Annotated in this window: 17 protein-coding genes; 4 read left to right on the top strand and 13 right to left on the bottom strand. The window is 64.0% G+C overall.

What is annotated here, in order from left to right; all coding sequences use genetic code 11:
• Nucleotides 1-110: 110 nt before the first annotated feature.
• Complete coding sequence (locus Q8P38_05950) at nt 111-1,058, bottom strand: cation diffusion facilitator family transporter (GenBank protein ID MDP4014143.1); 948 nt, start codon at nt 1,056-1,058, stop codon at nt 111-113.
• Between the two features lie 2 nt (nt 1,059-1,060).
• The gene (locus Q8P38_05945) at nt 1,061-1,729 is read right to left on the bottom strand and encodes a histidine phosphatase family protein (GenBank protein ID MDP4014142.1); all 669 of its coding nucleotides are present in this window, start codon (nt 1,727-1,729) and stop codon (nt 1,061-1,063) included.
• Nucleotides 1,730-1,820: 91 nt separating this feature from the next.
• On the opposite strand from Q8P38_05945, the gene Q8P38_05940 reads away from it, so the two are divergent.
• Nucleotides 1,821-2,720, top strand: a complete 900-nt coding sequence (locus Q8P38_05940; GenBank protein MDP4014141.1) for a phosphotransferase — start codon at nt 1,821-1,823, stop codon at nt 2,718-2,720.
• Here Q8P38_05940 and Q8P38_05935 read toward each other — a convergent pair.
• From Q8P38_05935 to Q8P38_05900, 8 genes are all read right to left on the bottom strand, one after another.
• Nucleotides 2,674-3,159 (bottom strand): regulatory protein RecX, encoded by a 486-nt coding sequence (locus tag Q8P38_05935; protein ID MDP4014140.1) that lies wholly within the window; start codon nt 3,157-3,159, stop codon nt 2,674-2,676. The genes Q8P38_05940 and Q8P38_05935 overlap by 47 nt on opposite strands.
• Nucleotides 3,160-3,162: 3 nt before the next feature.
• Nucleotides 3,163-4,248, bottom strand: a complete 1,086-nt coding sequence (gene recA / locus Q8P38_05930) for a recombinase RecA (protein ID MDP4014139.1) — start codon at nt 4,246-4,248, stop codon at nt 3,163-3,165.
• Between the two features lie 179 nt (nt 4,249-4,427).
• A complete protein-coding gene (locus tag Q8P38_05925; protein ID MDP4014138.1) occupies nt 4,428-4,622 on the bottom strand; it encodes a DUF3046 domain-containing protein in 195 nt (64 codons plus the stop codon).
• Between the two features lie 195 nt (nt 4,623-4,817).
• Nucleotides 4,818-5,738: a PAC2 family protein gene (locus Q8P38_05920; GenBank protein MDP4014137.1), complete on the bottom strand. Its 921-nt coding sequence runs from the start codon at nt 5,736-5,738 to the stop codon at nt 4,818-4,820.
• 3 nt (nt 5,739-5,741) lie between these two features.
• A complete protein-coding gene (locus Q8P38_05915; GenBank protein ID MDP4014136.1) occupies nt 5,742-6,035 on the bottom strand; it encodes a helix-turn-helix domain-containing protein in 294 nt (97 codons plus the stop codon).
• 228 nt (nt 6,036-6,263) lie between these two features.
• Nucleotides 6,264-6,890 carry a peroxiredoxin family protein gene (locus Q8P38_05910; protein ID MDP4014135.1) on the bottom strand — a complete coding sequence of 209 codons (627 nt, stop codon included), beginning with the start codon at nt 6,888-6,890 and terminating at the stop codon, nt 6,264-6,266.
• 13 nt (nt 6,891-6,903) lie between these two features.
• Nucleotides 6,904-7,896, bottom strand: coding sequence for a cytochrome c biogenesis CcdA family protein (locus Q8P38_05905; protein MDP4014134.1), 993 nt, complete (start codon nt 7,894-7,896; stop codon nt 6,904-6,906).
• Complete coding sequence (locus Q8P38_05900; protein MDP4014133.1) at nt 7,893-8,168, bottom strand: thioredoxin family protein; 276 nt, start codon at nt 8,166-8,168, stop codon at nt 7,893-7,895. The genes Q8P38_05905 and Q8P38_05900 overlap by 4 nt, the downstream gene beginning before the upstream one ends.
• A 268-nt stretch (nt 8,169-8,436) precedes the next feature.
• On the opposite strand from Q8P38_05900, the gene Q8P38_05895 reads away from it, so the two are divergent.
• From Q8P38_05895 to Q8P38_05885, 3 genes are read left to right on the top strand one after another with little or no spacing between them, the layout of a single operon-like run.
• Nucleotides 8,437-8,730, top strand: coding sequence for a metal-sensitive transcriptional regulator (locus Q8P38_05895; GenBank protein ID MDP4014132.1), 294 nt, complete (start codon nt 8,437-8,439; stop codon nt 8,728-8,730).
• A gap of 32 nt (nt 8,731-8,762) precedes the next feature.
• Nucleotides 8,763-8,987, top strand: coding sequence for a cation transporter (locus Q8P38_05890; protein ID MDP4014131.1), 225 nt, complete (start codon nt 8,763-8,765; stop codon nt 8,985-8,987).
• Nucleotides 8,988-8,997: 10 nt separating this feature from the next.
• A complete protein-coding gene (locus Q8P38_05885) occupies nt 8,998-11,241 on the top strand; it encodes a heavy metal translocating P-type ATPase (protein ID MDP4014130.1) in 2,244 nt (747 codons plus the stop codon).
• Here Q8P38_05885 and Q8P38_05880 read toward each other — a convergent pair.
• The 3 genes from Q8P38_05880 to Q8P38_05870 are packed head-to-tail and all read right to left on the bottom strand — an operon-like array spanning nt 11,219 to nt 13,682.
• Nucleotides 11,219-11,728, bottom strand: coding sequence for a CinA family protein (locus Q8P38_05880; GenBank protein ID MDP4014129.1), 510 nt, complete (start codon nt 11,726-11,728; stop codon nt 11,219-11,221). The two genes, Q8P38_05885 and Q8P38_05880, sit on opposite strands and share 23 nt — an antisense overlap.
• Complete coding sequence (gene pgsA, locus Q8P38_05875; GenBank protein ID MDP4014128.1) at nt 11,725-12,324, bottom strand: CDP-diacylglycerol--glycerol-3-phosphate 3-phosphatidyltransferase; 600 nt, start codon at nt 12,322-12,324, stop codon at nt 11,725-11,727. Before pgsA ends, Q8P38_05880 begins: the two co-directional genes overlap by 4 nt.
• On the bottom strand, nt 12,321-13,682 hold the full coding sequence (locus tag Q8P38_05870; GenBank protein MDP4014127.1) for a MiaB/RimO family radical SAM methylthiotransferase: 1,362 nt from the start codon (nt 13,680-13,682) through the stop codon (nt 12,321-12,323). The genes pgsA and Q8P38_05870 overlap by 4 nt, the downstream gene beginning before the upstream one ends.
• Nucleotides 13,683-13,689 lie beyond the last annotated feature (7 nt).

The raw sequence follows: 13,689 nt of genomic DNA, 5'->3' as shown, positions 1-13,689 counted from the left end.
ATACGAGTACGGTCACTCTCTTGGGAAGACAAGAAGCGAGCACCTCGGGTCGCGAATCTTCCACATGGCAACCGTACTCATCGCTAGGCAGCTCACAGCAGCGCCAGGCCTTAGTCCAACGGATGTTGCCCAGAATGCACGTCACGCCATGCGCGCGGATCCTCAATTGGCTCCAGATGAGTCTGGACGGTAGTTGAGGGCAGCGCGTTCCGCAGCATGTCCTCGAGGTTCTCGCAGATGTCGTGTCCAGCGGATACGGTATGCGCTCCAGGAACCAGCACGTGCATAGAAATGAAGCGCTGCCGCCCTGACTGGCGCGTCTGAAGCCCATGGATCACAACGTCGGGCCCCCGGAATCCATTCACAATCCCGCGTATCACGTCGAGGTCGTCCTCGGGCAGTGCTGAGTCCATCAACCCTGACGTGCTGCGTTTCACTAGGCGGAATCCGACGAAGAGGATGTTGACCGCGACTGCGAGCGCGACCAAAGGGTCAAGGATCTGCCAGCCCGTGAGTCCAACGAGCAGGACAGCGATCAGGACACCGGCCGTAGTGAGCACATCGGTCATGAGGTGCCTGGCGTCCGCGACAAGCGCCAGAGACCCGTGGGACTTTCCGGCCCTCAGAAGCACAAACGCCGTTGCGGCATTGAGAACCGATGCCAACACAGCGATCAGCAGACCTATGCCGATTTCCCGCACGTCCTGGGGGTTAGCCAGCCGGTAGATGCCCGAGATCACGATCGTGGTGGCAGCGACCGCGATCACCACGCCCTCGGTCAGCGCCGAGAGATACTCCGCCTTGCCGTGCCCGAACTGATGGTGAGCATCGGGCGGACGGCTCGCGGTCCTCAGCGCCACGAGAGCAACCGCGGCAGCGGCGATATTCACAGTGGATTCCAAGGCGTCGGACAGCAGGCCCACTGAATCGGTCACCCACCAGGCGCCCAGCTTCAGAAGCAGCACAGCGAAGCCGACGAGCAGCGACATGAGAGCGAACTTCGACAGATTCGCCATGCCCCACGTCGGCTCGGCAGCTGTTGTCCCGGATCCGCTCATGACTAGGTGATCAGCTCGGGATCAAGGTGCGCCAGATGGTTGTGACCGTGAAGGCGCCAGTCAGGCCGGAATGGCATCGGGTGATACTCCAAATGACACAGCCCAGTGTGGTTCGTCATGACAGCGACAACCGACCAAGGCCCCTTCTCGAACACGTACTCGAACACGGCCTCAATCACGCCGGCGTGGCAAACGATCAGGACTGACTCCCCCGCTGTCCGTGCGGCAACCTCGTAGTCACCGCGGCGGTCCTGGGCTGGAAGGAGGAACTCGATGAAAGACCCCACCCTGGCCCGGAATTGCATCCAAGACTCGCCCCCTGGAGTGACCGGCTCGTAGGGACGCAAGGTGCCCCACATGTCGGGGACGTAGGGAACGAGTTCAGCCTCTGGGATTGGCGACGCGTCGGCCGACGCCGTGCCAATCTCGCGCAAGCGGTCGTCTGGCGTCGCGGCAAGCCCGGTCGCTCTGGTGACGAAGTCTGCCGTCTCGGCTGCCCTGGCGACCGTGCTGCAGTAGATCCGCGTCGGACGCACATCGGATGCCACGTACCGTCCGGCGGCTTCCGCCTGCTCCCGACCTATGTCGGTCAACGGGTCGTCGCGATGGGCAGCCGTCAGATCCGTCAAGTTCACGTGACTCTGGCCGTGCCGCATCAGGTACAGATGCACCGCTACACAGTAACCGCTCACCGGCACCCCGACGCTCGCCCAGGACCGCAGTAAACACCTGATTATCTGGCAACCGGATTAGGGTCTATGAATGGAGCCACGGCCCGATGACTTCGCCCGAGTCTGCCGCCGCACGCTACTCTCGCGAGGTATCGCCGCTTCGGGTCTGCGCTGCGACACTCGCGGCAGCAGGCATCTGGTACTGCTAGACCCACCCAACGGCTTGGTGTATCGCTTCCCATACAGCGAACCGGACGCGGCCGCGATCGGCGACGTGGCCATCCGGCATCGCGCAGCGGCGTCACTGGGACTGCCCGCTCCGCGGGTGATAGACGTCGTCACAGGAGGCGCGGGATCGGCGTTTCTAGTGCTCGACTACCGCCCCGGCTTGGCCTTGGACACCCCCGCAGCCCGCCGACTCGTGTCCGATAACACCGCCGAGGTCGCAGTGCACCTCAACGGTCTGCTCGATCGCCTGCGCAACGTCGACGCCGCCGGGTGGCCTCTGCCTTTCACCGCATGGGCTGATCTTTGGGGAGCACTGCCCGCGCGGCTCGCTGTAGTCGTGGAACGGATACCTCAACTTGCGTTCTCACTGATGATGGAGGCCGCTGAACGCGCGACACAGGTCTCCCTCGAAGCGCCGCTCGGGCTGATCCACGGCGACCTTGGCGGGGTCAACGTGCGCATCGGCGATCAAGCCCAGCTAACGTCGGTCCTCGACTGGGACGGCTCCGTGCCCGGCGACACCGCCGTGGACACGGCAGCTCTCCTGTTCGGAATCCCAGACGCGTGCCGTCAGCGAATGCTGGCCGACTCCCCCGACGCCCGCGCCGAACTGGATCGCTTCGGCGCGTATCGCGCGACATGGGCTGCCCAGGGCGCCATCTGGTCCGTGGAGAACGACCGTCCTGACATCCTGGACGACGTGGTCCAGCGCCAACTCATGTCTTCCCCCGCTCCTCACCGACTGAGAGAATCACTGACGTAGCCATGCCCTGTGAGTACCCCCGTCGGGCGAGCATTCCAGTGATCCGCCGGCGGCGGACCTGCTCGTCAACCCCGGCCAACTGCTTCCAAGCGCGCCTAACCAGGTTCAGCGCGCGCTCCTTCTCCTCTTCATCACTGACTGACTCAATCGCCATCTCGATCGCATCCTCAGGAACCCCACGCTCACGGAGCCGATAGGCGGCCGCCCTCCTGCTCCATCCAGAGTTCCTTGCCTTGCTGGACACCAACGAGACCGCCAGCGCCGCATCATCCACCAAGCCGACCTCGGTGAAACGGTCGAGGATGCGCTCGATCAGGTCCGACGGGAATCCCCGCCGCACGAGATCCGACGCGAGTTCCGCACGGCTCCGCGCGGTGATCGCCAAGCGCCTAAGCACGATCTCCTTGGCCCGCGATTCCTCGTCCTCGTCCCGGCCCATGTCTCACACATCGATCGGAGTCGGCGTGTCAGCGACCTCGGCGGCGGCAGCGCCGTCGGCAGGTGCGTCCACCCGCGGAATGATCCCCACCTCTTCCCTGATTTTCTTCTCGATCTCATCGGCCAGGTCGGGGTTATCGCGCAGGAACGTACGGGCGTTCTCCTTGCCCTGCCCGAGCTGATCGCCCTCGTAGGTGTACCAGGACCCGGACTTGCGAACGATCCCGTGGTCGACCCCCATGTCGATCAGGCTTCCCTCGCGCGATATCCCCTCGCCGTACAGGATGTCGAACTCAGCCATCTTGAACGGCGGCGCCACCTTGTTCTTCGCGACCTTGGCCCGGACACGGTTACCGATAGCTTCCGTACCGGTCTTGAGGGTCTCGATCCGGCGCACGTCCAGCCGGATGGACGCATAGAACTTCAGAGCATTGCCACCGGTCGTTGTCTCCGGCGAGCCGAACATCACACCGATCTTCTCGCGCAGCTGGTTGATGAATATCGCAGTCGTATTGGACGTGCTGAGTGCGCCCGCCATCTTGCGCAACGCCTGACTCATCAGGCGAGCCTGGAGACCCACATGACGGTCACCCATGTCGCCCTCGATCTCGGCTCTCGGGACAAGCGCCGCCACTGAATCGATCACGAGCAGGTCGATCGCTCCTGAACGCACCAAGGTGTCGGCGATCTCCAACGCCTGCTCACCTGTGTCAGGTTGCGACACGTACAAACTGTCGAGGTCAACGCCCAACCGCGAGGCATAAGTCGGATCCAACGCATGCTCCGCGTCGATGAACGCGGCAATCCCGCCGGCCTTCTGCACGCTCGCTATCGCGTGCAGCGCGACGCTAGTCTTGCCGCTAGCCTCCGGCCCGTACACCTCTACGATCCGGCCCCTAGGGAATCCCCCGATCCCAAGGGCGACATCGAGTGCGATCGACCCAGTCGGTATCACTTCGACAGGCGCACGGCCCTCCTCGCCCAATCTCATGATTGAGCCACTGCCGAACTGGCGCTCGATCTGAACCAGTGCCGCGTCTAGCGCCTTCTCACGATCAGACGCGCCCTTAACCTGTTCTGGATTGGCCATTTCTACTCCCAACGTCTCGGTGGAACGTCTGTCAACGTACGGCCAGGGTCCGACAACTCCAACTGATCCTGCCAAGCTGTGCAGTGCTCGACAGATTCAGCGCTGTGGATGACCGCCTGTGGATGAGCCTAGATGCGAACATCTGTTCGAACAAGCATATTCGGTGCGCGTGTCTCCCCTTACCTCAACGACTTCTCCACCTCGGCATGGCAACAGACCGCTCGCCAGACGTCCTGAGCCGACTCCCCCTGAGCCAGCGCTTCCTGCACGGATAGGCCGCCCAGTTCCGCCAGCCGGAAGTCCGCGGCCCAGGACCGCGTGTACGACTCACCGAAGACCGTGTCCATCCTTTGCCAGAAGTCCGTCAGCCGCATGCCCAATGGTTACACCCGCGCATGCGCAACCGTGCACAGCAGGCCAACATGGGACCGTGAGCCTCCCCCGCCAATTCGGCGAATCAACGGCCGCGACCCACTAACGACAACCTCTGGCCGCGCGCTTCTGCACTGTGGCGCCCACGACACTCCGTCCGGCCTGCGCATCCGAGCCTGAAGCCCAAGCAGCAGCGTTCAGGCTGAGGGCCCGCTATCGGGCCGATGGCTGTCCATCTCCGCGAGGAACCGTTCGACTTGCGCGCCGATCTGTTCGGCGTCCAATAAGGGGACACCGGCGATCTCCCCAGCGGCCGTAACCTCCCCCTTTGTCGCCGCGTCGTACTGGGATTCCAAGGTGCTCAGCAGCGGGGCGAACTCCTCCGAACCCTGCGTCTGCCGCTCGATCTCCTGTTCGGCGGTACTCGCAGCCTCTTCCAGCCCGTCGGTCGAAAGCGATAACCCGGCGGCTCCAGCTAGCCCCCGCAGCAACGCGATCGCGGCCCTCGGGTAGTCAAACTGCACCAGGTAGTGCGGCACTTGGACCGCCAAACCCATCGCATCGCAGCCAGCTTCGCCAAGGCGGAGCTCCAGCAGGCCGGCAACATGGCCGGGGATCTCCAGCGAGCCGAGCGGGGAAGGGTGCCCGCGGATGAGATCAGGGTCGGTCGCGTGGACGGAGACCCCGACGGGTCGCGTGTGCGGCGCGGGCCACGGAATGCCGATCAGCCCCACAGTCAGGTCGACGTTCAACTCTTCCACTAGTTCGAGCACGGTGTCGGTGAAAGCTTGCCAGCGGTAGTCCGGCTCTGGCCCACTCAGCAGCAGGAAGCGAGCCCCCCGGTCGTCGCTGACTTCATGCAGGCGTATCGTCGGCCACTCAACGCCGGTGAACTTATTGACCTCGAATGTCATTCGCGGGCGGCGAGCCCGGTAGTCGATGATGGCGTCGGAATCGAACTCGCCTATCAACCGTGTCTCGCAGGACTTCGCCAAGTGATCTACCGCGATCTTCGCCGCTGACCCAGCGTCCATGAATCCGGAGAAGCTGTGCACCAGAACGCGCCGCCCCTTCCGCCTGGCTGGGCGGTCAACGAAACTAAAGGGAGCGCCACTCACGATCTACGCCGCCAAGATGTGCGCTGCCCGGGTCGCTTGTCCGGAGCGGATTGCCGCCTCCAGTTCCCGCTTCGCCGCCTCATCGCTGGCAGAAGCCAAAACGTCCGAGATTGGAGTCGACAGCGCTCCGCAAATCGCCCGCAGGAGCTCGGAGGAGGCCTCCTTCTGGCCTCGCTCGACCTCCGACAGGTAGCCCAATGACACCTGAGCCGACCCTGACACATCGCGCAGGGTCCGCCCCTGTCCCTGTCGGCGACGCCGCAGCTCGCATCCGATGATCTCTCGCAAAACAATCACACTAGCCACCTCCTCCCAGTACGCCGACGCTACATGCACGCCACACTGAACGCAGAACGGCACTCCACGATGGGTGCCATCCACCGGCTTTCCAGGGGACCCCAAGACCCCCCGAGTTGCGGATCCCCCCCCGCTCGACGGGGCAGGGAACCCCCAAACACCGCGAAAGCCTAGCTGCCACCTGCGACAAGTGAACCCACGGCGGCGTCCGCAGCATTCCCGGGAGCGCTAGCCGCCAACTGGCTGCTTGGCCAAGTTCTCCTTGATTCCGGCGTCCAGCGTCTTCCAAGGGGTGGACATCGAAGGGTCTTCCATCTGCCAAACAATCTGGCCATCGGCGTCGATCAGCACGAATCCGTGTCCCGGCAGCCCTTCGTGCATGCCCTTGCCCAGCACGCCGTAGGCCTTGGACACAGTTCCTTCCGAGTCGATCAAGTACGGAGTCTTGATCTTGAAACGTTCCAGTTCTGTTGCGACTTGCTCAGCCGGATTCATGACTACGGGGAACTCCACGATGCCTAGGTTCTTCAGCTCGTCGCTGTGCTTCTCGATCTCCACCTGCTGATAGAAGCAGGTATCGCATCCGACACCTTCGTTAAAGTAGAGGAGCACCGGCTTGCCAGCGAACTCAGACAGGCTCACCGTCTTGCCAGCGGTGTCGGTCAGCGAGAACGGCGGGGCGGGCTTGGTGTCCGTGCTCTGCTCCGGCGCTGCCGAGAACATCATCGCGGCGACGACTGCGGCGATCGCCGCGATCACGATCACGCCTATGAGAATCGTGGTCTTCTTCGAGCGGGGTTCACCGGAGATCTCCCGCGCTCGGCGACGGATCTCGGCACGGCTTGGCGAGGACATGTTCTGCGCTCTCCTATCGATCTAACGTCGGCGTGTCGTGCTCGTTGGGGCCTGGCGCCGACTGGTCATCGTGTTCCAGTCCCGTCTGTGGTGTCTCCGCGCACTCCGAGCACCCGACAGGTTCGCTTGACGGCGAGGGCGACCCTTTTCTGTCGCGGAGCGCGGCCACAATGAACACAGAAACCAGTGCGAGCAGTCCCAATCCCAGGAGCGCCTCCGGCACGGGGGCCAGCATTCCCTGCAAACTCGAGAACGCAGATCCCAGCCACTCCCCGATCGCCTGCTGGAACCCGGGACCACTGGTCATCTGGCTGGATCTGGCTAGAGCGAGCACTAGCACGCCGATCACAGCGAAGACGATCGCGACTGCGATGTTGACAGTGTTGGTCTTCAGTCTGTGCGAGCCCAGACGAAGTGTGACCGGCCGGGCCTGAGCGAACCGCCGTTCCCCCAACCGGAAGCGATCCCATAGCAGGGCCATCACGAACATGGGGAAGACCATGCCAAACACGTACGCCAGTCCCAGCGTTATCCCGCCTACCACGGTGCCCGAGAGCGCCGAAAGCGTCATCACACCCGCCAGCACGGGAGCGCAGCAAGATGACGCGATTCCCGAGAACACACCGAGGGCGAACATGCTCGCTGTGTCTCCACGACGCGTGTCCGGAGTGTGCAAGAAGCTCGGCATGCTCCACATCCGGCCCGACAGCGCTAGTCCTGCCAGGGCGAGCATCAGCACGCCGCCCAGGAAGTACAGCAGCGTGTGGTACTTCGCGACCGTTGCCGCGACCAAGCTGACACCCACTGTGATGGGCACGAGAACCAGAGCCAGGCCCGCAGCGAACACAAAAGTCAGCGGCAGCAGCCGCCACCGGCGATTCTTCGCCGCGCCTGCCAGGAACGACGGCATGAGGAACACGATGCAGCAGGGCGCGAACAACGCCACCCCTCCGGCGAAGAAGGCGGCCACGATCGAACCGGACGTGAGCAGGTCTCCAGCTGTCACTTCTTGGTACTCCCGTCACCAGCGCGTTCGGCGAGGTCACGCAGTTTCCCTCGCGGTATGCGTCCTGAGCTGAAGAATCCGCCGTCCAGAAGCACCAAAGGCAGCATCCCCGCGCCATGCTCGGCCAATAGGGACCTGCCCTCAACGGATCCGGCATCGACTTGCGTCATCTCGATCGGAACTCGTGCTGCCAGGTCGGCCAGCACCGTCTCCGCGTCTTCGCAGTAGTGACAGGCGGCGCTGCCCACCACTGTGACGGCCCAAGCAGACATAGCCTTATCGTCCCCTGGCAGGCTGATCCCGAACATTTACGTTCGGTGAAGATCGCGTGTGCATCTTCGCGCAAGGCGACCCACGCGCTGCCCGCGCTCGGAACGGCCGCTCCCGACAAACGCACCTGTTGGGGTACAGATGCGCCCGTTACAACGGTCGCGTCTACAGTTAGCGGGCGTTTCAGCAGGGGGGAGGGGTGGGTAGCATCGGAATACCCCTGGGGGGTATAGGGTTACTTGACTCGAAGGTGGAGAGCAGGAGGCGCGAATGAACCAGCCTGAGCCGGGCTACCACGGCAGCAAGGAGGCGCACATGAAGCGGCTCCGGCGAATCGAGGGCCAGATTCGTGGCCTGCAAAGGATGGTGGAATCCGACACCTACTGCATTGACGTGCTCACGCAGGTTTCCGCCGCCAGCCGCGCGCTGGACTCGTTCGCGCTCGGGCTGCTCGATGAGCACCTCGCTCATTGCGTCGCCAATGCGATCTCCTCCGGAGGAACCGATGCCCAGGCGAAGATCTCAGAGGCTTCGGAAGCGATAGCCCGCCTAGTCAAGAGCTAGGTCGGATAACCAACAAGTAAGGAAGAACTGAAATGGCTGACACAACTACCTACTCGGTGGCCGGGATGACCTGCGGGCACTGCGTCGGCGCAGTAACTGACGAACTCAAGGAGCTCGGTGGAGTGACTGACGTCATCGTTGACCTCAACTCCGGCGCCGTGTCCTCGGTGAACGTCACCAGCGCAGTGCCGCTGGAAACCGAAGCTGTCCGGGCCGCGATCGCAGAAGCCGGGTACGAACTCGTAGCACAGGACTAGCGATCACCAGATGAGCCAGATAGACCTCGCGATCAGCGGGATGACATGTGCGTCGTGCGCTGCCCGGATCGAGAAGAAGCTGAACCGCATGGACGGCGTAGTGGCGACTGTCAACTTCGCCACCGAGAAGGCATCGGTCAGCTTCCCCGAAACGGTCACGGCGCAGGATCTCGTGGCAACGGTGGAAGCCACCGGCTATACCGCCGCGCTGCCAACACCTGACGAGCCTGCGGACGACGCGCAGCCGCATCATGCTGGAGGAGACGAGGCGGCCGCCTACAAGCAGAGGCTGCTGATCTGCCTGGTTCTGACTATTCCGGTCCTGTTGATGGCGATGATCCCGGCTCTGCAGTTCGACAACTGGCAATGGTTGTCGTTGACGCTGGCATCGCCGGTCGTGGTGTGGGGCGCGTTGCCGTTCCACAAGGCCGCGTGGGCCAATGCTCGGCACGGCGCCGCCACTATGGACACGTTGATCTCGATCGGCGTGAGCGCCGCCTATCTGTGGTCACTGTGGGCTCTGTTCTTCGGCAACGCTGGTCACAGTGACATGCGGATGGGGTTCTCACTGTTCGCGTCCGGCGAGTCCGGAATGAACGACATCTACCTCGAAGTCGCAGCCGCCGTGACGACGTTCATCCTGGCGGGCCGCTACTTCGAAGCACGCGCCAAGAGGGAGTCCGGGGCGGCCCTGCGCGCCCTGCTGTCGATGGGCGCCAAGGACGTAGCGGTACTTCGAGATGGCGGCGTCGAGGAGAGAATCCCGATAGATCAACTCAAGGTCGGCGATCTCTTCGTGATCCGGCCTGGTGAGAAGATCGCGACCGACGCCGTCGTCGTGGAGGGAACTTCGGCGATCGACGCGTCCATGCTGACCGGCGAGCCTGTTCCGGTTGACGTCGGCCCTGGGGATCCCGTCGTCGGCGCGACCGTCAACGTCGCGGGCCGATTGGTGGTCAAGGCCGCGCGCATCGGCGCGGATACCCAGCTGGCACAGATGGCGAAGCTCGTGGAGAACGCGCAAAGTGGCAAGGCTCCCGTCCAGCGACTCGCGGATCGGGTTTCCGCGGTCTTCGTGCCGATCGTGATCGTCATCTCCTTGGGCACACTCGCAGTCTGGATACTCACCGGTCACCCCGTCCAGTCAGCTTTCACTGCCGCCGTAGCTGTGCTGATCATCGCCTGCCCCTGCGCTCTGGGATTGGCCACTCCGACTGCCCTGCTCGTCGGGACGGGTCGCGGCGCGCAGCTCGGGATCCTGATCAAGGGACCGCAGATCCTGGAGTCCACGCGCCAGGTCGACACCATCGTGCTGGACAAGACGGGCACAGTGACAAAGGGGAAGATGAGTCTTGTCGATGTCCTGCCTGTACCGGGCCAGGACCGCGACAAGCTGCTGACGCTGGCCGGGGCGCTGGAGCATGCCTCCGAGCATCCGATAGCGGCAGCCATCGCCGCCGGGGCCCGCGAGGACCTGGGCCAGCAACTCCCCGCAGTCGAGTCGTTCCTCAGCACTCAAGGGATGGGTGTCACCGGGCTCGTCGATGGACGTCAGGTGGCAGCGGGGCGGCGCTCGTGGCTCACAGGTGAATGGGGAATGCACGTGCCTGAAGAGCTCGATACTGCGGCGGATACGGCTGAGGGCCGTGGCAACACAGTGATCTTCGTCGGCTGGGACGCGAAAGTTCGAGGAGCCATGGTGGTCTCGGACACGATCAAGCCGACGTCGCCGCAGGCCATCAGCCAGCTCGTGGAACTCGGCCTGCGGCCGGTACTGCTGACCGGTGACAATAGCCGCGCCGCACAGGCCGTGGCAGCCCAGGTCGGCATCAAGGAAGTTGTCTCCGAAGTCCTGCCCACGGACAAAGTCGATGTAGTTGTGCGGCTGCAGAACGAGGGCCGCGTCGTCGCGATGGTCGGTGACGGCGTCAACGACGCCCCTGCGCTGGCCCAGGCGGACCTCGGGCTAGCGATGGGAACGGGAACCGACGTCGCGATCGAAGCCTCTGACCTGACGTTGGTCCGAGGAGATCTGAGGGCTGCCCCTGACGCGATCAGACTCTCCCGGGCGACTCTGCGCACCATCAAGGGCAACCTTTTCTGGGCATTCGCCTACAACGTCTCCGCCCTGCCCCTGGCGGCGCTCGGACTGCTCAACCCTGTCATCGCGGGCGCGGCGATGGCGTTCAGCTCGATCTTCGTGGTGACCAACAGCCTGCGACTGCGCCGGTTCAAGTCCGCTTCGACCGACTAGACGCGGAACCCCCAGCCAAGTCGCACATCACGTCAAGGGCAAGGTCGACGGTCTGCTTCTGGATCGCCGCGCGGTCGCCCTTCAGATCCCACCTCTTCGCGCCCGAAGCTTGGGCGGTCCACCAGCCCACGTAAACAGTGCCCGGCCCGGCTCCGCCATGAGGATCAGGCCCAGCGACTCCCGTGGTTGAGATAGCCAGGTCCGCGTGAAGGACGCGCGCGGCCCCTCTGGCCATTTGCACCGCGACAGCAGGGTCCACCGGACCCCGCGCTTCGAGCACGCGCCGGGAAACACCTAGCAAGTCGGACTTCGCCGAGGGGCAGTAGGCGACGACCCCGCCGTTGACGCAGTCCGATGCCCCCGCTACAGCTGTCAGGGCGGCGCAAACCAGCCCACCGGTAAGCGACTCCGCAGTCGCGACCGACCACTCCCGGGAACGCAGCAATTCGATGACGTCGCTTGCCGCACAATGCTCTTCGGCGCTCACCCTTGATCTCCAAACGCCTCCCGGCGCAGTTCAGCGTGTCGCCGCACGGCGATGGCCCTCGCGCCGTAATCCAAGCCTGTCGCGACCGTGAGGAAGACCGCCACGCCCATGACCACGTCCCGAACAGTTAGCAGCCAGCCGCTCAGAGGCAGCAAGTACAGCAGAATCGCGGCCATCTGCGACACGGTCTTAGCCTTGCCGCCTCGGCTCGCGGGAATCACCGCGTCACTCAGGACTAGGAACCGCAGAAGCGTCACGCCCACTTCACGCACCAAGATCACGATCGAGATCCACCAAGGCAGCTCTCCGAGCAACGACAACCCGATCAGCGCAGCCCCCGTCAGGGCCTTGTCCGCGATGGGGTCCGCGATCTTCCCAAACGTCGTCACCAAACCCTTGCGGCGTGCGAGCGCTCCGTCCACGAAATCCGTCACCGACGCGAAAAGGAACAGTGCGGCGGCCGCGATCCTGTACCCCGCCTCGCTGCCGTTGTTGGCAAGGAGCAGCCACAAGAACACTGGGACAAGAAACAGTCTGAGCGTCGTGAGCGCGTTGGGCAGATTGACGGTTGGGGGGCGTGGCTCCGGGCTGGTCACTGCTTGTCTCCACTCACAGGTCCGCAAAGCAGATCAACGCCGTCAGATCCAGTGACGGTTGCTTGCACTATCGACCCGGCCGGGTACTCCCGGCCAACCGAGGCGTTTCCATCGTCGACTCCCTGATGTTCCGCGCGTCCGATGGAATCACGGCCCTCGACCAGTTCGACGAGAACCGCCACACGCGTGCCGATCCTGTCGGAGGCGCGAGCATCGCTGGTCAACTCGACTATCGACCGGACTTCGGCCGCGCGAGCAGCGATCTCATCGCCATCGAGCTTGTTCGGCATGCTGGCTGCCTGCGTGTCCTCCTCGTCTGAGTACTCGAAGACTCCGACCGCGTCGAGATCCGCTGAACCCAGAAACTCGACAAGGCTCCGCACATCCTGCTCTGTTTCTCCAGGGAACCCGACTATCACGTTTGAGCGGATCCCGGACTCCGGCGCCGCGGATCGGATCCGGGCAATCAGGTCCAGGAAGGTCTGCCCATCGCCGAAGCGGCGCATTCGGCGCAGTACATCGGCGCTGGCGTGCTGGAACGACAGATCGAAGTAGTTCGCGACACCATCTGTGCCGACGACCGCGTCGATCAAGGACGGGTGCAGTTCCGCTGGCTGCAAGTAGGTCAGCCGGACGCGATCGATCCCTGGCACCGCTGCCAGGCTGCCCAGGAGCTTGTCCAGCTGGCGCGAGTCGCCCATATCCTTCCCATACGAAGTGCAGTTCTCGCCGACCAGCACCAGTTCGCGAACGCCGTTCGCCGACAACCACGTGGCTTCGGCTAGCACCTCATCAACGTGCCGTGAGACGAAAGCGCCCCGGATCGGGGGGATGGCGCAGAAGGTACACCTACGGTCGCAGCCGGAGGAGATCCTCAGCGGCGCTACCGGGCCGCCCTCTAGACGCTTGCGCGGCCCCCCAGACCAGCCGCCTCGCAGCACTGGAGGTGCCGGGCTCAGGAGCCGACGGTCCCGCGGCTCATGCGCTGGGATGCGCTCTCCAGCCATGACTCGGCGCAATGTGTCACCCAGGTCCGCGCTTTCGTCGAATCCCACGACGGCTGCCGCTTCGGGCAGCTCAGCTGCGAGGTCCCGCCCGTAGCGCTCGGCCAGGCAGCCGACCGCCACTACGGGCACACCTGACTCGGCGGCTTCCACCAGCATCTGTATCGATTCCGCCTTAGCCGCCGCAATGAAGCCGCAAGTGTTCACTACGATCACGTCCGCGCCAGGTGCGTCAGCGTCAGCCGTGCTAGTCACGTTCCACCCGTCCGAAACCAAGCGGGCCGCGAGCTCCTCCGAATCCGCGTCATTGCGAGCGCATCCGAGCGTGAGCAGCGACACACTAGGCCGCCGCACCGCCGTC

Source organism: Candidatus Nanopelagicales bacterium, assembly GCA_030700225.1.
Lineage (GTDB): Bacteria > Actinomycetota > Actinomycetes > S36-B12.
The sequence above is the reverse complement of the archived record's forward strand: the minus strand, read 5'-3'. Positions and strand labels throughout refer to the sequence as shown.

Excerpts from the sequence above, each read along its gene's own strand:
- recA (MDP4014139.1), bottom strand. The coding sequence starts at position 4,248 with ATGGCCAATCCAGAACAGGTTAAGGGCGCGTCTGATCGTGAGAAGGCG.
- Q8P38_05885 (MDP4014130.1), top strand. The coding sequence starts at position 8,998 with ATGAGCCAGATAGACCTCGCGATCAGCGGGATGACATGTGCGTCGTGC.
- Q8P38_05900 (MDP4014133.1), bottom strand. The coding sequence starts at position 8,168 with ATGTCTGCTTGGGCCGTCACAGTGGTGGGCAGCGCCGCCTGTCACTAC.
- Q8P38_05910 (MDP4014135.1), bottom strand. The coding sequence starts at position 6,890 with ATGTCCTCGCCAAGCCGTGCCGAGATCCGTCGCCGAGCGCGGGAGATC.
- Q8P38_05935 (MDP4014140.1), bottom strand. The coding sequence starts at position 3,159 with ATGGGCCGGGACGAGGACGAGGAATCGCGGGCCAAGGAGATCGTGCTT.
- Q8P38_05890 (MDP4014131.1), top strand. The coding sequence starts at position 8,763 with ATGGCTGACACAACTACCTACTCGGTGGCCGGGATGACCTGCGGGCAC.
- Q8P38_05925 (MDP4014138.1), bottom strand. The coding sequence starts at position 4,622 with ATGCGGCTGACGGACTTCTGGCAAAGGATGGACACGGTCTTCGGTGAG.
- Q8P38_05895 (MDP4014132.1), top strand. The coding sequence starts at position 8,437 with ATGAACCAGCCTGAGCCGGGCTACCACGGCAGCAAGGAGGCGCACATG.
- Q8P38_05940 (MDP4014141.1), top strand. The coding sequence starts at position 1,821 with ATGGAGCCACGGCCCGATGACTTCGCCCGAGTCTGCCGCCGCACGCTA.
- Q8P38_05950 (MDP4014143.1), bottom strand. The coding sequence starts at position 1,058 with ATGAGCGGATCCGGGACAACAGCTGCCGAGCCGACGTGGGGCATGGCG.